We start from the raw sequence: 20,738 nt of genomic DNA on the forward strand, positions 1-20,738 counted from the left end.
AGACCAATGAGAATGTATTTACTTTTTTTGTCATTGTTTTTTTGCAGCATATCTTTTGCTCAGAATTCAATTTCAGGTTCTGTTTCAGACAGTAACAATCAACCTATTCCGGCTGCCAATATCCATATTGTCGGAGATAACTTTGGCACAATTACAGACAACGACGGAAAATTTAATTTAAATTCATCAAAAAAATTGCCTTATGTAATAGAAGTAACGGCTTTAGGTTTTGGATCAAAAAAAGTTACGGTTTCTTCGTATAATCAAAAATTGAATATAAAGTTGTCAGACGAAGAAACAAAATTAGATGAAATTGTTGTGTCTGCCTCAAGAACACCGGAACGTGTATTAGAGTCGCCGGTTACAATTGAAAGAATGGGAATAGCTGATATTAAGAAAACAGCATCTCCAACTTTTTATGACGGTTTAGAAAACTTGAAAGAGGTTCAGATGAATACAAGTAGTTTGTCTTTCAAATCTATTAATACCCGTGGTTTTGCTACAGTTGCTAATACTCGTTTCATGCAGCTTGTGGACGGAATGGATAATTCTTCTCCTTTACTGAATTTTGTATTAGGAAACATGATTGGTATTTCTGAGATTGACGTTCAAAGTGTGGAGTTACTGCCTGGTGCGTCATCTGCATTATACGGAGCAAATGCGTTCAATGGTATATTGTTTATGAATAGTAAAAGCCCGTTTACAAATCAGGGAATTACTGCTTATGCGAAGTTTGGACAAACAAGTCAAGAGGCTGCAGGTTCAAATGATTTTGTTGATTATGGAATAAGAATGGCGCATGCTTTTAGTCCAAAATTTGCAGCTAAAGCGAATTTTACTTACATGCGAGGCACAGATTGGTATGCAACTAATTACGATGATAAAGTAAATCCAGGGATAGATAGAAGTAATGTAAATTATGATGGGATAAATGTTTACGGTGACGAGGTTTCTACAAATATAAAAGGTGTTGGACAATCGTTGGCTTCTTTAGGTTTAATACCTGCTTCAGCTGTAAATTTATTGCCAAATTATAATGTTAGCAGAACCGGTTATAATGAGGTTGATTTGACCGATAATAAAGCAAGTAATACTAAGATCGATTTCTCATTTCACTACAGGCCTTTCGGAAATGAAAATTTAGAAGTTATTTGGCAAAGTAAATTTGGTTTTGGAAATGCCGTTTATCAAGGGGCTAATAGATATTATCTGAATAATTTCTACATGGAGCAACATAAATTGGAGTTCAAGGGCAAAAACTTTTTTGTAAGAGGTTATACTACGACAGAGGATGGTGGGGATTCGTATGATATGCTTTTTACCGGTATTAACATAAATCGAAAATGGAAAGATGATAAAACCTGGTTTGGTCAATATGCTGGGGCATATATTCAGTCAACATTAGCAGGGATGACTCCTGAAAATGCACATATAGCGGCTAGGACTACAGCGGATACAGGCAGGTTTCTTCCTGGGTCTTCCGAATTTAAATCTGCATTTAATCAGGTGATTTCAGATCCAAGCGTTCTTACTGGTTCTAAATTGGTTGATAATTCAAGAATCTATCATTCAGATGCTAATTATAATTTTAAAGATATTATAAAGTTTGCTGAAGTTCAAGTAGGAGGATCTTTTAGACTCTATGAGTTGAATTCTCATGGGAGGATTTATACGGATGCAAATGGGCCAATTAAATACGATGAATACGGGGTTTATGCACAATTAACAGAAAGGTTTTTAGAAGATCGTTTGAAGTTTACAGGTTCTCTTCGATATGATAAGGCACAAAATTTTGATGGTAATTTTTCTCCAAGGTTGTCCTTGGTGTACTCGGCAGGAGAATCTAAGAAGCATAATTTTAGAGGGTCGTTTCAAACCGGTTTCAGAAACCCTTCAACGCAAGATCAGTATATCGGATTTAATGTAGGTAGTGCAATATTACTTGGTTCGGCTCCTGATAATTTGACAAGATATAGTGAAACGTTACCAGTTTCTACCGCGGCTGGGCAGGCTTTTGCTGGAGGGACTACAGTTGTTATTAATGGTCTAAATGCCTATAATAATTCATATACTGCATCTTCAGTGGGTGCATTTGCAGCGCTTGCTTCCAGTGATCCTGTTGGTGGTGCGGCCTTATTGCGAAAAACTAATATTGAATATGTAAAACCAGAGCAGGTTAAGGCGTTTGAGTTGGGGTATCGTTCTTTTATAGAGGATATATCAATTGATCTTAATGGGTATTATAATATTTACAATGATTTCATTGGGAATTTAAATGTTGTAGCGCCTCTCTATGGTGCCACGCAAGATGCTCCAAATCTTCTGGCTGGGCCTACTGATCCTGGTGTGCAATCTGTACATGCGCTTCAGACAAGTAACTATAGAGCGTTTCAGTTGTATACCAATACTGATGTGCAGATTGAATCTCTTGGTTTTGGTATTGGTCTTTCTAAAAAAGTATTTAGAAATTTTGAAGTAGGGGCTAATTATAATTATGCCGAATTTAATTTCGATCAAGAAAAGGATCCTAGTTTTGAGCCTGGTTTTAACACGCCTAAACATAGGGTTAAGGCGTCGTTTGGTAACGAAAGACTATTTAACAATTTTGGATTTAATGTAAGTGGCAGATGGAATAGTGAGTATTTGTGGCAATCTACAATGGCGGATGGTATGATTGATTCGGCAACAGTAATTGATGCTCAAATTAATTATAATATACCAAAGCTTAAATCAACCTTAAAACTTGGGGCCTCAAATATTGGAGGAAAAGAATATACACAAGTGTTGGGTGCTGGGGCAATTGGACAACAGTATTTTGCTTCCTGGACAATCAATCCTTAATTAATGTGATGTAAAAACAAAATTGCTTTCTTTGATCCTTGTTTTTCATGAGGTTTGAAAAGAGATATAATATAAAAAATAGACTATTATGATAAAAAATTTCAAATGGCTGCTACTTGTTTCTCTAAGTTTTGTAGCATGTGATAGTAATGATGAAAATACAGTTGTTGAAGAGCCTGTGTCATCTGGTTCGGCAAATTTTGCAAAATATGTTGCGTTGGGAGATTCATTTGCTGCGGGGTATAGTGATGGTGCTCTTTTCAAAAAAGGTCAGGAAGGTTCTTATGTAAATATACTTTCTCAACAGTTTGCTGAAGCTGGAGGAGGTGAATTTAAGATCCCGTTTATGTCTGACAATATCGGTGGATTGCTTTTGGGTGGAAAAATCATTGCGGCATCTCGATTGTATTTTAATGGGTTAAGACCGGCTACAGTTAATGGAATGCCAACTACTGAGGTGTCTTCTGTTTTGGCAGGACCTTTTAATGATTTAGGAGTTCCTGGAGCTAAAAGTTATCATTTGGTGGCTCCTGGGTATGGTAATGTTGCCGGTGTTGCTACGGGTGCTGCGAATCCATATTTTGCTCGATTTGCTAGCTCATCTGGAACTACAGTTTTAGCGGATGCTTTGATGCAGACTCCGACTTTCTTCTCTTTATGGATTGGAGGAAATGATGTTTTAGGGTATGCAACTTCTGGAGGAGTTGGTGTAAATCAAACAGGAAATTTAAATCCTGCGACTTATGGGTCTAATGATATTACTGATCCCAATGTTTTTGCTAGTGTTTATTCAAGTATAGTGACAAATTTGACGGCTAATGGAGCTAAAGGTGTGGTGGCAAATTTACCATATGTTAGTACTTTGCCTTATTTTACAACAGTGCCTTATAATCCTGTTCCGCTTACTGCTGTAGTAGCTACTCAATTGAATGCGGGCTATGCGGCTTATAATGGCGGTTTACAGTTTGCAGCATCAAAAGGTTTGATTTCTGTTGCTGAAGCAGCAAAAAGAACGATAGGTTTTAGCGCCGGAAGTAATGCGGTCGTGATTGAAGATAGTTATTTGACGAATTTAACAGCCTATGGGATTCCTTCCTACAGACACGCTACACCCGAAGACTTGATGGTGCTGCCTTCTATGAATTTTATTGGAACTGCTATAGGTGGAGATCCAACCAAAGTAAATGGGGTTTCAGTTCCGTTAGCGGATAAGTGGGTTTTGTCAAAAGAAGAGATAGCTGAAGTGAAAACAGCAACGGATGCATATAATGTCACTATAAAAGCAGTAGTGGAAGCTAAAGGTTTGGCTTTTGTAGATACAAAAACTATGATGACTCAGTTGTCAACTGCAGGTATAGTGAGTAATAGCTTTACGCTAACCGCTACCTATGTAACAGGAGGTGCCTTTTCTCTTGACGGGGTGCATCCTAGTCCAAGGGGGTATGCCTTGATTGCGAATGCTTTTAGTACAGCTATTAACACAAAGTACAGCTCTACTTTAAAGAAGGTTGACGTAGGATTGTATTCCATATTGTATCCGGCAATTTTGCCATAAAAGTATCGGATATTTTTGTAAAAGACCACCCGTTTTTAGGCGCGGTGGTTTTTTAATTTAGGGCAAATAGTATCTGATTCTAAGTTAAAAATCCATTGTATATCTGATAATAAAATTATCCTGAATTTTTTATAAAAAAAATTATTGATTTTATATTTTAAAAATTATCTTTGCACTCTGAAAAAAGCATTTAATCGATATGTTTCGGTTGGCTGCATTTCATAAACCTAAATAGCTATTTAATAAATACATAAGTAATGTCTAAAGTAATAGGAAAAGTTGCCCAAATCATTGGCCCAGTAGTTGACGTTGTTTTCAACGGTAAAGATGTTGAACTTCCAAAAATTTATGATTCATTAGAAATCACAAGAAAAGATGGAACTTTATTGGTTCTTGAAGTACAATCTCACATTGGTGAAAATACCGTTCGTACCATTTCGATGGACTCAACAGATGGTTTGAGTAGAGGTTATGAAGTAGTTGGAACGGGGAATCCAATCCAAATGCCAATCGGTGCTGATGTTTATGGTCGTTTGTTCAATGTAATTGGTGATGCAATTGATGGTTTAGGGAATTTGCCTAAAACTGGTGAAAATGGTATGTCGATTCACAGAGCTGCACCAAAATTTGAAGATTTATCAACTTCTTCTGAAGTTTTATTTACAGGTATTAAAGTAATCGATTTGATTGAGCCTTATGCAAAAGGAGGGAAAATTGGATTGTTCGGTGGTGCAGGTGTTGGTAAAACAGTATTGATTCAGGAATTGATTAACAATATCGCAAAAGGTCACGGTGGACTTTCTGTATTCGCAGGAGTTGGTGAAAGAACACGTGAAGGAAATGACTTGCTTCGTGAGATGTTAGAGTCAGGAATTATAAAATATGGTGAGGAATTCATGCACTCTATGGAAAATGGAGGATGGGACTTATCTAAAGTTGATATGCCAGGAATGAGAGAGTCTAAAGCGACTTTCGTTTTTGGTCAAATGAATGAGCCACCAGGAGCTCGTGCTCGTGTAGCACTTTCTGGATTATCTATCGCTGAGTATTTCCGTGATGGAGCAGGTTCTGATCAAGGTAAAGATGTATTATTCTTCGTTGATAATATCTTCCGTTTTACACAAGCAGGTTCTGAGGTTTCGGCACTTTTAGGTCGTATGCCATCTGCGGTAGGTTACCAACCAACATTGGCAACTGAAATGGGAGCTATGCAAGAGCGTATTACTTCTACAAACAAAGGTTCTATTACATCTGTGCAAGCGGTTTACGTTCCTGCGGATGACTTAACTGACCCGGCGCCAGCAACTACATTTGCTCACTTAGATGCTACAACAGTATTGTCTCGTAAAATTGCTGAGCTAGGTATTTATCCAGCGGTTGACCCGTTAGATTCTACTTCTAGAATTTTGACCCCACATATTTTAGGTGATGATCATTACGACTGTGCTCAACGAGTGAAAGAAATTTTACAGAAATACAAACAATTACAAGATATCATCGCGATTCTTGGTATGGAGGAATTATCAGAAGATGATAAATTAGCCGTTTCAAGAGCACGTCGTGTACAACGTTTCTTATCTCAGCCTTTCCACGTTGCAGAACAATTTACAGGTTTGAAAGGAGTTTTAGTTGATATTAAAGATACCATCAAAGGATTTAATATGATTATTGATGGTGAATTAGATCACTTACCAGAAGCGGCTTTCAACCTTAAAGGAACTATTGAAGAAGCTATTGAAGCTGGAGAAAAAATGTTGGCAGAAGCTTAAAATTAGTATTCAGTGTTCGGTGTTCAGTATTCAGTACTGAGACTGTCAACTGAGACTGTAAACTAAAAATTATGTTATTAGAAATAGTATCACCAGAAGCAAAATTATTTTCAGGAGAAATAACTTCAATATCACTTCCGGGTGTTGATGGAGAGTTTCAGATTTTAAATAACCACGCGCCAATTGTTTCATTGCTTAAAAAAGGAACTGTAAAAATTGCGGCACCTAGTTTTGATATTTCAAGCGAAACAATTAGCAAATTTACAAGAGTAAATGATCAGCTATACACATTAACAGTTGATTCAGGGACTATTGAAATGAAAGACAATAAAGTGATTCTTTTAGCCGACTAATTGAATCGCCAATAAATAAAAAACGCCTAACAAATATGTTAGGCGTTTTTTTTGCTTTATAAATTTTTGATATTTTGCAGATTATATTAAGTTATAAATTCTAAACTTGTTGGTTTTTATCCATTTCTAAATGCATTGTAATGTAGAATTTTTCATTGTACTTTCCCGCAATTATTAAGGCTCCTGCAATTAATACAAGGTTTTTTATAATATATTGACCAACTAAAGTGGGGCAGAAAGGAAAATTGTCAAAACATACTCCCTGTAGTATAAAAACAGGAAAGAAGGTAACGGCCATATGCATTAGTAATAATACAATCGTATAAGGAATGAATTGTTTTATGAGTAATCCAAGGCCTATAATTACCTCACATACACCAAGAAGAGGAATGAATATTTCAGGTTTAAACCAATAGACCGTTTGTTCCACTAGGTCACCGGCGGGACTTATTCCAACTATCTTCAAAGCTCCAAACCATATATAAACTGTCGCAAGTGCTATTCGCATGATGTTGACACTATATTTTTCTGTTATTTTACTGAATTTAAAATAGAGTGAGTAGAAAGTGCGTCTCATGGTGGTTCTTTTTATGGGTTGAATATAGTAATAATAGTAATATGAGGTAATATGTTTTGATAAAAAAACCTAACAGGTTTCCAACGCCTGTTAGGTTTGTAATTGATATTTTATTCATCATTTAAAACAAACCATTCGAAATAAACTATTAATAAAATTATCAACTTAAATAGTATAATTATTCAGCTCCGTCAGTAAGGGCTCTTGCAACTGCATATCCGCCTACTTTTTCGCCTAATTCAAGTCCTTTTTCGCAATCACTTCTATAATGAATACAGCCAAGCATTCTAGAATCGGATGCTTCTTTTGCCATAGCTTTATAATTTTGAGCTTTTTCAGGAATCATGTGTGATAGAACGACACAGGCTGCACCACTGAAAGTAGAATGACCAGACACAAAAGAAGGAAAATTAGGGGTTCCTGTCATTGTTTTTATGGAAGGGTCTACTTGACATGGTCTTGGGTTAAAGTGTGCATATTTGGCATCCCAACAGCTTATTGCGGCATCCATCATGGCGATGTTTAGTAAAGCCATATTTCTTGCCCATCGTACTTCGCTATAATTTTTATCTATAAATGATTCTGCAGCGATAGCATTCCAATGCCCTGGTGGTGTAGATGTTCCAACACCATCAGCCCAAAAAGTGACAATTTGCATGTTTTTTCTGGAGGTATTTTCACTGTAGCTTTTTATTTCGGCCAGTTCTTTTTTGAACGCTTCTGATTTTGTGGATGGAGGGGAAGGACGATTGGCGAGAACCATTTCTGGTGTCATCAGGAATGATTTTACTTTTCCAAATAGAGGTAACATTGGGGGTCTTGCAGGAACTTCAAGAGATTTCCAAGGTGTTTCTCCTTTTGCGGCTGTTTGAGTCTCTAATTGTGCCCAAATTTCAGGTGTGCCAATTGCTGCACCAGCGCCGTCTGTAGCGGCACGGGCGATGAACTTGGATGCAATTTTTCTACCTAAAATGATTCCGGCTTCGACATCACTGCGGACATTGGCTCCGCTAATGATGCGATATAATTTTTCTTCTTCTGCTTTTTCCTGAATGTATGCGATTTCAGTTGGGAATAATAATTTCAATAATTCAACAGTAACTCCTGACAATACTCCGTCTTCTGACGGATAAGAAGGCATTGTGCTTTTTGGGATTAAAACCTGCAAAGTTGGATCCACCGTAAACGGGGCTGCTCTGTTGTATAATTTTTTATAATGCCAGGCCGCAATCATTGCATCAGATTGTGCAGCGCTTACGTAGGCATATGCTCTTGAAGCATAGGGTGGATTTGAAAACGGAAATTGCGGATTGGCAAAAGGATTAAGACCCGAAGGGGCAGGATAGGTGCCGTCTTCATTTTGGTAAGGAGGACGATTGTGTTTTGCTACTAAAGTTCGCATAATTTCATTCCAGCGTAAAACGCCTCCTGCGCTCCAATATTTTATAATTCTCTTTTGGTCTTCTGTTATATTGGCTTGATAGCTTTTTATTTCGTTGATTTCCCTTGTATATGCCGGTGTATTTGCCGGAGTTGGAGCGTCTAAAGGAAACTCATCAGGCGCAGTTAATAAAAAGGTTTTCCAGGTTCCTGCTTGTTCATCGGTGTTGCTTGGATTTAAGGCATGAAATTCTTCGTTTCTTTCTGTAATGTCATCGTTGCAAGAATAAGTACAAGCAATAAACAAAGCTATTAGGCTCGTAAATACTGTTTTTTGTATTTTATTTTTCATCTCGTTTACTTGTTTTTATTAAAATTTATCACATAAAATGCACCCCCAAAGAAACTGTTCGATTGCCCAACATTTCTTCCTTCTGCTACATAGTTATATCCGCCGACAAGGGATAATTCAGGGATCTTTTTGAATGTATATTTAGCGCCAAGTCCATATTTTAAGGCATTCATTGTATTGCTTGGGAAAGGCATGTTGTTTGATGTAATGTCAAACCCTCCTTCTTGTGTTACCCAATTATCAATAATGAATTCTGCAATCAGTCGGTCAGATCGGTATCCTATTCTGGCATTGACAGAGATCGCGTCTGGCATATCTACTTCATTGGTATAATGCATTTCGGTAGTGTAATACGAGTCGCGGTCAATAAAAATGTTTGATCTTTTTACATATGCCCCGGAAAAAGTCGTGAAGAAATGACCACGTTGGTAGTCTCCCATTAATCGTAGAGATGCGGTCTTGCTTTCCAAACCAATGCTTAATGGTAAATAATCGGCCGTATAATTGGATAAGGGAGTAGAGAAACCAGCTAAAGCATATAGAGAGTAAGTAGATTTTCCTATTGTTTTTTCTAAAGGCATGTATTTAATGGTAAGTGACAAGTCTTGAATTCCTTCTTGTCCTTCCATCGTTCCCGCGGAGGCATTGGTTTTTACATAAGGCAGGTTGAAAAGAACATTCAATTTGTCTGATATACCATAGTTCCCCATGATTCCAAGAGATTTAGTTGTTACAGTACCTAAATTTAAGTTTTCTCTTTTAAAATCGCCTTCCCAGTATTCATCCCAGCCACTATATTGATAAACGGCTCCAAAGCAAAAATTATTTTTACTCATCATAATAGCGTCAATCTCGGTTTGTGCATTGATAAAAAAGGGAATTAAAAAGAGGCAACTCAGATAAATTTTTTTCATTTTATTTAAAAAGTTAATAGTTAATAATTGGTATTTAAAGTTGGTTGGTTTATAATTTGATTTAGTGTTTTACTAAATGATTTTGCATATTGATGTTTTCGAAGGATCGGAAGGAAAGATCGTTTTCTTGATATTTACTTTGGTAATGGTTTTATTTCCTTCTTTTATCTTTATAAATTGGTTCGGTTTTATGTTTTTAAAGACTTGTGTTTTGCGGGTTTTGGACCATGTAATTACTATCTCGTCTATTATGTTAGCTTGACCAATACCTATTTCTCTTCTCAATGCAGATGCTCCAAAGCTGCCGCCTGAGTTTACTTCTCTGTGAACCACCCTTTTTATTCCGTTTTCTTTAAAGCTAATTTTGATACGTGTTCCGATTGCAGAACGGTTTGTGTCAGTGCCTTCCAATTGTAAACTTATCCAGCGGTTAGTGTTCTGACCAGGGTTAAGATAAAAGGAGTTGTTGAAGGAATCACCAATATAGGCGCCACCCACTTCTATGAAAATATCAGCATCGCCATCATTGTCGATGTCGTTGATGGCAACACCATGACCTTTTTGTAGGTTACCAACTCTTCCGGAAACGGTAACATCAGCAAATTTACCATCACCCATGTTTCTGAAAAGGCGGTTAGGTACCAGTGACTTGTAATCTGGATTTCCGGTGCCTAAATACATGTCTAAGTAACCATCATTGTCGATGTCTCCAAAGTTGGAACCCATTGCAAAGACTGATTTATTTAAACCTGCTTTTTTCGAAACATTGGTAAAAGTGCCGTCATGGTTATTACGGTATAAATACATCTTACTGGCTTTGTTAGGGATATTTAGCGCTTCTGTTGCAGCAGTATGAGCAATAGTTAAATCAAATTGATAGCCGCATACAAAAATATCTTGCCATCCATCATTATCGTAATCCCAGAACCAAGTTGGAAATGTTCCCACTTTTATGTCTGCCAGACCGGCTTTTTGGGTTACATCTTCAAATTGGGGAATGCCATTTTTTAACCCCGTGTTTTTAAGTAAGGTCTTTATTTTTCTATTACCGGATACATACAAATCTTCCAGACCGTCATTATTGTAGTCACAGGCTGTAACTCCTTTCACAAAATCTACAATGGCACATTTTGCTGTAACGGCAACTTCTTTAAAAGTGCCATCCCCATTACTTATATATAATTCACAAGGATAAATTTCTTGAAACTCCGGTCTGCTTTCATTGCCAATAAATAAATCTAACCATCCGTCATTATTAAAATCTTTCCAAACGCCAGTTTGTGTCGGGTTTTCAGAAAATAGACCGCTTTTTATAGTAACATCAGTAAAGGTATTGTCGCCATTATTTCGTAGTAAAGAGTTGGGTTGTTTGCCAAATTTCCCCATCCACGCACCTCTTAAGACAAAAATATCAATATCGCCATCATTGTCATAGTCGGCCTGGATCATGTTTAATCCTCCTTTGAATCTGGCTAGTTCGGACTTTTTAGAATAATCTGTAAATCCTCCTTTTTTATCATTTTGATAGTAATGCATAGCTCCGTTCAAACTCCAATCGGAAGTTATAAGGTCTAAATAGTTGTCATTGTTAAAATCATCTGCAATAATACCACCGGCCATATTTCTATTGTTGACACCTAAATTAGGTGCAACATCTGTGAAAGCTTTGATGGTGTAAATAGAATTGTCTTTGTCCAAGTTTGGAATAAGCCATTTAGAAGGAACTTTTGATGGATATTGACCTAATGTCATATAGGCAATATTTAGAAGCCATCTGGATTCATAATCCATTGGGTTATTCTTTAAAAGAAGCTCATAGATTTCAATTGCCTTTTTTGAACCAGCTTGTTTTATGTGTATTCCTGAATTTCTGATAGGCATGATGCAGGATTCGGTTGAGTGGTTTACAATACAATTTTGTCTTTCTCCTAAACGCATATAGGAAATTGCGGTGCTGCGCAAAACTTCAGGACTATTACTATTTGATAGTCCGATTCTTTGAATGATCGATTCAAATGTCGAAACGGCTTCTTCTTCTCTTCCTAGTTTTAAAAGACTATTTCCTTTATAAAGAGTTGCTGTAAATCTGTTGGTCGTTTCAGCTGGCGCAGTTGATAAGGAATCAAAAAACACTAATTCAGCTTCTGGACAAAAAGGATTCTCTTTGACACTAAACTGCTTGTGTTTTTCTGTTAAGATTTCAGTCATTTTATCATTAGGATTTGTGAAAAACTCACAAGAGTAAAGTAAAAACGAAAGTAAAAAGAATGTGATTGTGTGTTTGATGTTCATTTTCTTAAATTTAAGTTTCATTTTTCTGTTTAGTAAATTATTCGCAAAACGGCTCGCTTTTTAGTTATAGTAAATTTTATAGTGTTCGTTGTGTCAGTTTTAGAAACGTATTGGAAATTAGTATTCTGGGTTAATTATTTTTGATTCTGTAAAGTATTATTGTATCTATCTGATTAAGAGGTATAAACTTGTACTATTGTTTAAGTGAATGGAATTATTCTGGCATCGTTACTTTTATTTTTTTAGATAAATCAAATCTGTAAGAATAGCCAAGGTTAATGGAGTAATCGGCAAAAGCTGCGTCTCCTTGAACATGAACGTATTGACTCGGGTCTGTAATTACTGAATTTTGTAAATCTTGACTGGCAATATCGGCTGCACTTTGAATACGATTTTTTACGACATTATAAGGTATTAACAAACTAAATCCATGATTGCCTAAACGATAGGCAAAGCCATATTCTACTGCGATTACATAACCCGGACGACGATAAGCCACCTGGCCACCAAAAGCATCATAAGCAGGGATACCTTCGAATCTTCCTGCCAACGAAACGGTAAAGTTTTCATTTTTATCTACGGCAGCAAATAATCCGGCACGACCAAAATATTGATCTGGGCATGCGTAGATTTCGTATCCTTCAAGACCCGGTTTTGGTGCAGACTTGAAAGTTCCGTTAGATTCTGTAGGGTTGAAAAGATAATACCCGTTGGCGAAGCCATAAAGGCGTCCTGTCAACTGTTGGAATGCTTGAATTTCGACGGTATAACCAACACCTCCATCACCCGGTTGAATGGCTTGATCCATAACAACGTTTTTCGTGGTTCCATCCGCTTGTGGGGCATCATCCGTTTTGTCATGGCTGCCGTTATTTAATTTTAATCCTAAGCCAAGCATGATGTTGCCTTTTTTAACTTTCATTGGATCTATAAACCAATAGTTAACACTTAACCTGGCGTCAGCTATTCCTTGTGCATAAACACTGTAGCGTAATGTGTCAACTACGGGTGTTTTTTGTCGTAGTACTTGTGAGCGTTCATTGTTTACATAGGGTAATGTGGCGTTTATAGAGATTCTATTGGTTAAACCATAGGAAATATTTAAGTCGATATTGTGAGAATAGATGTTTACCGCATTTCCAAGTTCTTTGCCATTTTCGTCATGACCACCTCCTGTTGTTTGGCGTTCCAGTTGTTCTTCTTTACCTACAAAATGTCTCCAGGAGTGGAAATAGCGATAATTAGTTCCTACTTGAAATTCGCCTTCGTTCAGATTGTATGAATTGGAAGCATTTATGTTTTGGCCTCCCATTTGACGAATAGCAACACAGCCTTGTGCATTTGTTTTTTCTGTAAAAAGTGTTAGTGAAATACTGAATGCTATAATAAATGTAGATAAAAAGGATAGTTGTTTCATTGGTTTTTAGTAGTTGGTTTGGTTTTTTTATTGTAAAAAGATCAATAAATCTCTGGTAGAAAGAAAGTTGATTGTCAAAAGGACTAAATTTCAGTATAGTCCAATTGTGAAAAGGTATTCTTGTTGGTGTTCCCAAAAGAATAAATTGAAAATGGTTGCTAATTGGAATTTGAAAATACAGATTTCAAATCACCTTTAATTGGTTAAGATATTTTGTCTAAAGCACCAAAAAGTAGTTTCTAATAGATTTTGAAAAGAAATAGTTTAGCTTAGCTGGCTTTTTTCAGTGTTAGTTAGATAGAAAAAGCAGTTTGAAGAGGAAAACTAATTCATAAAGATCCGTTTTGTCTTATGACAAAGAATCCAGATTTTTGGTAATAGAAAATAGGGTTAAACGAAATCAGGCGGGGAATAGCCCAGAGAATGGTATCCCGCATGTATTGCCTCTTTTGTAGTAGTATTATAGGCAATGGTTTCAATCAATTTTTTTGGAGAAAAATATACAATAGTAGCATCATTGGCTACGTAATCTTTTATAAAGGACTTTAATAATTTTTTTACAGGGGTATCTTTAGAAGTACCATTGTTGAATAATTGGTTGTCAACAATGTCATTTAGTTTTTTACCAACTTCGTCTTGATGTGAATTAGGAAGATAATACAGGCTTAAAATGTTGTTTTGAATTCTTTTCTTAAAAACATGATAGGTTTTATTATTGACGGTTACATTTTCATTTACATATTCAAAGTCTGTATCTTCAATAAAAGAATATAAAGAGGCATTAAGATGAATGACCTTAAATTTTGAAGTGTCATTTTTTTCCATAGACGCCACCCACGCTTGCTCTTGTTGTTGTGCAAACATCAGATAATATCCAAGCACATTGTAGAACAATGTAACCAGTAAGAAAAGTGATGCAATTCGTTTCATAGTTGTCGAAAATAGAAAACTATTTGATAGCGTGACGGCTTTTGTATTTAATTTTAAGTTTTTTTTAACATAATTTAATTAACATATTAAATCGAAAAGGTTTTCGGAACTTTTGTGTTAATTATTTGTATTAAAATAAATCCATTTTGTTCAATTAAGAAAATATTGATATTGTGATGGCTTTTTAATTACAATTAATGCATTCTGCGATTTGTCTATAGGGCTGTTTTTTATGGCTTTTCTAAGAATGTATGATATTTGTCTTAAAATGTATAAAAAGATGGTGATATTATAAGTTGCAGGGTTGTTTGTAATGTAATAAATAAAAAATTAGGAATATTCGAAGAAGAAATAGTGTGTAATTGTTTGATTTATAAAAAAATGTCTTAAATTTACTATGCAAATTTTAACACTTTATTTTTATGAGTTCTTCAGGAAAATAAAATTCTTTTTGTCTTGCTTGTATTTTAATTTTTATACTTCTCAAAAAACAGGAGTTAAAAACACCCCAAATAGTACAAGTATATTGGTTGTAAATTTTATTGATTTCTTTTTAAATAGTAATCTGGCTTAAGTTATAACAAATTAGTTCAATATTGATACATCTTAATAAAATTTGAAAATGAAAAAAACGAACTTTTTACTGGCAATACTATTGATTTTTTTGATGCCGTCGTGCAAAAAGGAAGTAGCTTCAGAGGCTAAGCCCCTCGAGATTTCGGTTGTAAAGGTGCTGCAGCAGGATGTAAGACTGGAATCGGAATATACTGGGCAAACCTTTGGGCAATCGGATATACAGATTAATCCTAGAGTTGATGGTGTGATTGAAAGCCTCAATTTTAAAGAAGGAAGTGTAGTGACTAAAGGACAGTTATTGTACACAATTGACCCTTTGCCATTTCAAGCCAAAGTAAATGAGGCGGAAGGTTCATTAGCGGAAGTAGAAGCCAGATTAGCCAAAACAAAATCAGATTATGATATGATGGTGCCGTTGGCCAAAATGAACGCTGTCAGTCAAAGAGAATTGATAGCCGCAAAAGCTGCTTATGATGCCTCCATAGCCTCCATAAAAGCTTCCAAAGCAAATTTGGAAAATGCAAGAATTGAATTGGGGTATTGCAGAATTGTTGCTCCAATTTCTGGATTGATTGGGATATCAAAAGTTAGGCAAGGTGATTATGTTCGACCGGGAGCTGCTTCGGTTTTAAATACGATTTCAGATTTAGGTGATGTAAGAGTTCGGTTTACGATGAGTGAACAGGAATATCTTCGAATTTTTAAAGAAATTACAAAAAAAGATTCAAACCTTAAAGGAGCAGGGAAGTCAGTTTCATTACTATTATCCGATGGTTCGATTTATCCGGAAACGGGTACAATCAGTTTTGCGGACAGACAAATAGATCCAACTACAGGTGCGGTAACTTTTGAAGCTGCGTTTGCTAACCCTGACCGATTAATTCGGCCAGGTCAATTTGTGAAGATTAGTGTGGTTACAGATATTCGTAAAAATGCATTAGTTATTCCACAGCGCTCAGTCATTGAAATGCAGGGAGTTTACCAAGTTTATGTTTTAGATAACAGCAATAAAGTAGAAATAAAAATGATCCAAATTGGTCCGGCATTCAAAGACTCTTATATAGTTACTGATGGATTGACTGCAAATGATAAAATTGCGATGGGAGGGACTTCTTTGTTGAAAAGCGGAAGCGTTATTGTACCAAAAATTAAAGAGTGGAATCCTGGTAAAGTAGAAAATTAATCTGCGCTAACTAAATAATTTAGAAACATCATTATGGGAGAATTTTTTGTTAGAAGACCAATTGTAGCCATGGTAATCAGTATCATCATTGTGATACTCGGATTACTGGCATTACAAAAAACGCCGATATCACAATATCCGGATATCAATCCGCCTGTAGTAAAAATTACTACAAACTTTACAGGAGCTAATGCCCTGAATGTAGAACAAGCTGTTGCTACTCCAATTGAACAAAAGGTAAATGGAGTAGAGCAAATGCTTTACATCAAATCTACCAATACATCAGATGGAGCTTGTACTATTGAAGTTACATTTGATGTAGGGACCAATTTGGATAATGCCAATATGCTCACCCAAAATCGTCAGGCACAGTCTGCTCCCTTTATGCCATCAAGTGTAAAACAACAGGGGGTAGTCGTGAAAAAATCACTATCGTTTCCGATGATGTTATTTACACTTACGTCTACAAATCCTAAATATGATTCAAAATTTTTGAATAATTATGCTAACATCAATATAGTAGATCAATTGGCTCGTATAAAAGGGGTTGGTGAAGTTTCACTTTTTGGAGGAAGCGACTATTCTATGAGAGTTTGGTTGAAGGCTGATGTAATGAGTAAACTTGAGATTACGGTTGAAGACGTAAAGAATGCATTGAATGCTCAAAACATGATTAGCCCCGGTGGGAAGTTTGGTGCTGAGCCTGCATTAAAAGGAACGGAGTTTACTTATGGTGTAACACTCCAAGATCGTTTAGTTACGGAAAAGGAGTTTGGCAAAATTGTGGTAAAAAGTAAATCAGACGGTTCTGAAGTCCTATTAAGTGATATATCCAGAATTGAATTGGGTACAGAAAACTACAGTTCAAGCGCCCGTAGAAACGGTAGTTCAGCTGCTGCAATTACGGTATTTCAGATGCCGGGCAGTAATGCTTTGGAGGTAGCTCAACTTGCTAAAGAAGCAATGAAAAAGATGGCGGAAAAATTTCCTAAAGACATTGCTTACCAAGAATCATTAGATACTACACTTGCGATTACGGCTGGTGTTGAGGATATTGTTCACACGCTTTTTGAAGCTATCGTACTCGTTATTTTAGTTGTATTTATATTTCTTCAAAACTGGCGTGCTACTTTAATCCCGTTAATTACAGTGCCTGTTTCATTAATTGGAACTATTGCCGTTTTTCCTATGCTAGGATTCTCTATTAATACCTTGTCTTTGCTGGGATTAGTACTTGCAATTGGTATTGTTGTGGATGATGCTATTGTTGTGGTGGAAGCGGTGGTGCATCATATAGAAAAAGGCAAGACTCCTCGGGAAGCAACTATTCAGGCTATGCGAGAAGTTTCGGGTCCGGTAATCGCCATTGCACTTATTTTGATTGCAGTATTTGTGCCGGTTGCAATGACACCAGGTATAACCGGCCGTTTTTATCAGCAGTTTGCCATTACGATTGCAGTATCTGTGGCCTTCTCTGCATTTAGTGCCTTATCCTTAAGTCCCGCCCTTTGCGCGATGTTGTTAAAGCCTACAAAACCGGTTGAAGAGCAAACCGGATGGTTGTCTAAATTTTTTGCAGGTTTCAACAGGATTTTCGAAAAAGTTACCGGAGGATATTTAAAAGGAGCTACCTTTTTTGCGAAAAAAGGACTTCGCATTGTTGTTTTACTTGCGGTAATTTTAGCGGCGGTCGCATTATTGGGTAAAAAGATTCCGTTAGGATTTATACCGGAAGAAGATCAAGGTTATGTCTTGGTAAATGTAGCATTACCACCTGCATCTTCTCTTCAGCGAACAGATGAAATTTCAAATAAAATAGATGGATTTTTAAAAGAAGAAGAATCAATTCTATCTTACACTACTATTAATGGATTTAGTATGCTTACCAATTCGTATCAGCCTAATAATGCTTTTATTTTCATATCATTAAAACCGTGGGAAGAAAGAGCAGAAACAGCTAAACAATTGGTTGATCGATTAAATAAAAAATTATCAACCCAAATTACCACCGCAACTGCTTTTGCGTTTGGACCTCCTGCAATTCAAGGTTTAGGAGCATCCGCAGGTTTTAGTTTGATGTTACAGGATAGAGGTGGAAACTCCGCGCAATATCTAGCCCAGCAAACACAAGCCTTTATTGCGGCAGCTCAAAAACGCCCTGAAATAAAAAGAATTTATACCACTTTTAACGCAGGTACACCGCAAATTAAGTTAGAGATTGATAACGAAAAAGCAATGAAATTAGGAGTGCCCGTTTCTAAGGTTACGGAAGCATTGGGTGCCTTTTTGGGTGGAAGTTATGTAAATGATTTTAATCGTTTTGGACGTCAGTATAAAGTGTATTTACAAGGTGAAGCCGTTGACAGGTTAAAACCTGAAAATTTAAATAAGATTTATGTAAGGAATAACAATGGTGATATGTTACCTGTATCAACCCTGGTTACGGCTACGAAAGTTACGGGACCAGATTTCACCAACCGTCTTAATTTATTTAGGGCAGCTGAAATTGGGGGAAGCCCTAATGATGGGTACAGTAGTGCACAGGCTTTGGATGCTTTAGAGGAAGTGGCCAAGGAAACTTTACCTGCCGATATGAGTTACGATTATATCAACCTTTCCTATCAAGAAAAACATTCACCCGGAGGAGGCTCGGTGTTTTTAATGGCTCTGGTATTTGTGTTTTTAATTTTGGCGGCACAATACGAAAGCTGGAAATTGCCATTTAGCGTATTGCTTGGGGCACCTTTAGCGGTATTTGGAGCATTTTTAGGGTTGTTTTTGGCAAGATTTGGAAGTGATGCCTATGTAAACAATGTGTTTGCGCAAATTGGATTGGTATTACTTATTGGATTGGTTGCAAAAAATGCGATCCTTATCGTAGAGTTTGCAAAAGAGGAATATGAAAAAGGCAAACCTCTTTACGAATCGGCAATGATAGCTGCGAAACTTCGTTTTCGTCCAATATTAATGACTGCTTTTGCCTTTATACTAGGGGTTGTTCCTTTGCTTACAGCTACAGGTGCAGGCTCGCAGGCCCGTATCGTAATGGGGATGGCTGTGTTCAGCGGTATGTTAATAGCTACGGTTCTCGGAGTATTAATTGTGCCGGGTTTATTTGTAATGATTGAAAATATCGGAAAAAAGAAAAATGAAGTGGTAGCTACTGAAAATAATATGGATTCAAAAACTACAGATCATGAGGAATAAATTTAAAATAGTCGTTGTTGTTTTCGTACTTGCATGGCTTCCTGTAGGTTGTTTGGTAGGACCTAAATACAGCAGACCCGAAGATCAAAAAGTTGAAACATTTCAAAATACACAAGCCATTGTTGACACATCTAAATCTGTTGTTAACTTGAAATGGTTTGATCTATTTAATGATGATGTTCTTAAAAGTCTTATTAATAAAGGAATTGAAAGTAATTATGATATGAAAATTGCGATGGCCAGATTAGATCAGGCCAGAGCGGAGTTAGGGTATTCTAAAGCTGATTTGTTTCCTTCTTTTCAGTACGGTGGTACTATAAACAGTAATAAGGAGGTTTTTCCAACATCGAATGTACAGGCAAATATGAGTTGGGAACTTGATTTTTGGGGTAAAGTACGTCATGAAAATAAGGCTTTACAAGCTGAATTATTGGCAACGGATGAAGCCCGTAAAGTTATACTAACCGGTATTGTCAGTGATATTGCGATTTCCTATTTTCAACTTAGGGATTTAGATAATCAATTAGTAATTACCAGAAAGACTTTAAGTGACAGACAAGAAACTTACAATATCATTAATGAAAGGTTTTTAAAAGGATATGTGTCGGAGGTAGATAAAGTTCAAATTGAACAACAAGTAGCTATCGCAGAAGCAGGGATTCCCAGTATTCAAAGACAGATTACTGCTCTGGAAAATTTTATTTCTATTTTGATAGGACAGGTTCCGGGTAAAATTGAACGAGGTAGGGAAAATGCTGATCAAAAAGTTGTGACCGAAATTCCATTGTCTTTGCCATCAAAGTTGCTTGAGAACAGGCCCGATGTTAAACAGGCGGAGCTATTTTATATGTCTGCAAACGAGAGAATTGGGGTTGCACAGGCTATGCGCTATCCTTCATTTAATATTGCTGCTATGGCTGGTTTTGCCAGTGCCAATTTAAGTGATCTTTTTTTAGGAAGTTCCTATAGTCAAAATGCTGCCGCGGGAGTTGCTGGTCCGATATTTAGTTTTGGAAAAAATAAACGCAGGGTAGAGATTTACAGACAACAAGCGGAGCAATCTAAGTTCGCCTATCAAAAAGCCTATCTTATTGCTATTGCTGAAGTAGAGAAGGCCTTACAGGACGTGAAAACTTATAAGGAAGAATGGAATGCACGCAATAAACAAGTAATGGCGGCAAAAAAGAATTTAGAGTTGTCTAATGCCAGATATTATAACGGATATGTTTCCTATCTCGAAGTATTAGATGTACAACGTTCTTTGTATGATGCCGAATTGGAGCTTTCAAGGTTGTCGCAAAGGCAACTAAGTTCGACTGTAGCGTTGTATAAAGCTTTAGGAGGAGGCTGGAATTAAGGCCTTATACAACAACTTAAACAATAAAAAAAACC

Annotated in this window: 13 protein-coding genes; 7 read left to right on the forward strand and 6 right to left on the reverse strand. The window is 36.6% G+C overall.

The window, feature by feature from the left end; genetic code table 11:
- The first annotated feature begins 6 nt into the window (after positions 1-6).
- The 4 genes from ABEB23_RS08860 (at position 7) to ABEB23_RS08875 (ending at position 6,518) form a co-directional block, all read left to right on the forward strand.
- The gene (locus tag ABEB23_RS08860) at positions 7-2,841 is read left to right on the forward strand and encodes a TonB-dependent receptor (protein WP_348812208.1); all 2,835 of its coding nucleotides are present in this window, start codon (positions 7-9) and stop codon (positions 2,839-2,841) included.
- A gap of 88 nt (positions 2,842-2,929) precedes the next feature.
- Positions 2,930-4,396, forward strand: coding sequence for a G-D-S-L family lipolytic protein (locus ABEB23_RS08865; protein ID WP_348812209.1), 1,467 nt, complete (start codon positions 2,930-2,932; stop codon positions 4,394-4,396).
- A 257-nt stretch (positions 4,397-4,653) separates the two neighbouring features.
- Entirely contained in the window at positions 4,654-6,165 is a 1,512-nt protein-coding gene (gene atpD / locus ABEB23_RS08870; RefSeq protein WP_348812210.1) for a F0F1 ATP synthase subunit beta, read from the forward strand.
- A gap of 71 nt (positions 6,166-6,236) precedes the next feature.
- Positions 6,237-6,518, forward strand: a complete 282-nt coding sequence (locus ABEB23_RS08875) for a F0F1 ATP synthase subunit delta/epsilon (protein ID WP_348812212.1) — start codon at positions 6,237-6,239, stop codon at positions 6,516-6,518.
- A gap of 100 nt (positions 6,519-6,618) precedes the next feature.
- On the opposite strand, the gene ABEB23_RS08880 is transcribed toward ABEB23_RS08875, so the two are convergent.
- The 6 genes from ABEB23_RS08880 to ABEB23_RS08905 all read right to left on the reverse strand — a co-directional run bounded on the left by ABEB23_RS08880 (position 6,619) and on the right by ABEB23_RS08905 (position 14,380).
- Positions 6,619-7,095: a DoxX family membrane protein gene (locus ABEB23_RS08880; RefSeq protein WP_348812213.1), complete on the reverse strand. Its 477-nt coding sequence runs from the start codon at positions 7,093-7,095 to the stop codon at positions 6,619-6,621.
- A gap of 178 nt (positions 7,096-7,273) precedes the next feature.
- Complete coding sequence (locus tag ABEB23_RS08885) at positions 7,274-8,827, reverse strand: phosphatase PAP2 family protein (protein WP_348812214.1); 1,554 nt, start codon at positions 8,825-8,827, stop codon at positions 7,274-7,276.
- A 5-nt stretch (positions 8,828-8,832) separates the two neighbouring features.
- On the reverse strand, positions 8,833-9,741 hold the full coding sequence (locus ABEB23_RS08890; RefSeq protein WP_348812216.1) for a hypothetical protein: 909 nt from the start codon (positions 9,739-9,741) through the stop codon (positions 8,833-8,835).
- A 72-nt stretch (positions 9,742-9,813) separates the two neighbouring features.
- Entirely contained in the window at positions 9,814-12,033 is a 2,220-nt protein-coding gene (locus ABEB23_RS08895; protein ID WP_348812217.1) for an FG-GAP-like repeat-containing protein, read from the reverse strand.
- Positions 12,034-12,247: 214 nt separating this feature from the next.
- Positions 12,248-13,450: a hypothetical protein gene (locus tag ABEB23_RS08900; RefSeq protein ID WP_348812218.1), complete on the reverse strand. Its 1,203-nt coding sequence runs from the start codon at positions 13,448-13,450 to the stop codon at positions 12,248-12,250.
- Between the two features lie 390 nt (positions 13,451-13,840).
- Complete coding sequence (locus ABEB23_RS08905; protein WP_348812219.1) at positions 13,841-14,380, reverse strand: hypothetical protein; 540 nt, start codon at positions 14,378-14,380, stop codon at positions 13,841-13,843.
- Between the two features lie 622 nt (positions 14,381-15,002).
- Here ABEB23_RS08905 and ABEB23_RS08910 point away from each other — a divergent pair.
- Genes ABEB23_RS08910 through ABEB23_RS08920 form a run of 3 tightly spaced genes read left to right on the forward strand, consistent with a single transcriptional unit; the run spans position 15,003 to position 20,703 of the window.
- Positions 15,003-16,139: an efflux RND transporter periplasmic adaptor subunit gene (locus ABEB23_RS08910; RefSeq protein WP_348812220.1), complete on the forward strand. Its 1,137-nt coding sequence runs from the start codon at positions 15,003-15,005 to the stop codon at positions 16,137-16,139.
- A gap of 33 nt (positions 16,140-16,172) precedes the next feature.
- The gene (locus ABEB23_RS08915; RefSeq protein WP_348812221.1) at positions 16,173-19,346 is read left to right on the forward strand and encodes an efflux RND transporter permease subunit; all 3,174 of its coding nucleotides are present in this window, start codon (positions 16,173-16,175) and stop codon (positions 19,344-19,346) included.
- The gene (locus ABEB23_RS08920) at positions 19,336-20,703 is read left to right on the forward strand and encodes an efflux transporter outer membrane subunit (RefSeq protein ID WP_348812222.1); all 1,368 of its coding nucleotides are present in this window, start codon (positions 19,336-19,338) and stop codon (positions 20,701-20,703) included. Before ABEB23_RS08915 ends, ABEB23_RS08920 begins: the two co-directional genes overlap by 11 nt.
- Positions 20,704-20,738 lie beyond the last annotated feature (35 nt).

This window comes from Flavobacterium maritimum, from assembly GCF_040049085.1.
Classification (GTDB): domain Bacteria; phylum Bacteroidota; class Bacteroidia; order Flavobacteriales; family Flavobacteriaceae; genus Flavobacterium; species Flavobacterium maritimum.

What these genes read in the sequence shown, in the direction of transcription:
- ABEB23_RS08860 (WP_348812208.1), top strand. Translation starts at nt 7, where the DNA reads ATGAGAATGTATTTACTTTTTTTGTCATTGTTTTTTTGCAGCATATCT.
- ABEB23_RS08865 (WP_348812209.1), top strand. Translation starts at nt 2,930, where the DNA reads ATGATAAAAAATTTCAAATGGCTGCTACTTGTTTCTCTAAGTTTTGTA.
- atpD (WP_348812210.1), top strand. Translation starts at nt 4,654, where the DNA reads ATGTCTAAAGTAATAGGAAAAGTTGCCCAAATCATTGGCCCAGTAGTT.
- ABEB23_RS08875 (WP_348812212.1), top strand. Translation starts at nt 6,237, where the DNA reads ATGTTATTAGAAATAGTATCACCAGAAGCAAAATTATTTTCAGGAGAA.
- ABEB23_RS08880 (WP_348812213.1), bottom strand. Translation starts at nt 7,095, where the DNA reads ATGAGACGCACTTTCTACTCACTCTATTTTAAATTCAGTAAAATAACA.
- ABEB23_RS08885 (WP_348812214.1), bottom strand. Translation starts at nt 8,827, where the DNA reads ATGAAAAATAAAATACAAAAAACAGTATTTACGAGCCTAATAGCTTTG.
- ABEB23_RS08890 (WP_348812216.1), bottom strand. Translation starts at nt 9,741, where the DNA reads ATGAAAAAAATTTATCTGAGTTGCCTCTTTTTAATTCCCTTTTTTATC.
- ABEB23_RS08895 (WP_348812217.1), bottom strand. Translation starts at nt 12,033, where the DNA reads ATGAACATCAAACACACAATCACATTCTTTTTACTTTCGTTTTTACTT.
- ABEB23_RS08900 (WP_348812218.1), bottom strand. Translation starts at nt 13,450, where the DNA reads ATGAAACAACTATCCTTTTTATCTACATTTATTATAGCATTCAGTATT.
- ABEB23_RS08905 (WP_348812219.1), bottom strand. Translation starts at nt 14,380, where the DNA reads ATGAAACGAATTGCATCACTTTTCTTACTGGTTACATTGTTCTACAAT.
- ABEB23_RS08910 (WP_348812220.1), top strand. Translation starts at nt 15,003, where the DNA reads ATGAAAAAAACGAACTTTTTACTGGCAATACTATTGATTTTTTTGATG.
- ABEB23_RS08915 (WP_348812221.1), top strand. Translation starts at nt 16,173, where the DNA reads ATGGGAGAATTTTTTGTTAGAAGACCAATTGTAGCCATGGTAATCAGT.
- ABEB23_RS08920 (WP_348812222.1), top strand. Translation starts at nt 19,336, where the DNA reads ATGAGGAATAAATTTAAAATAGTCGTTGTTGTTTTCGTACTTGCATGG.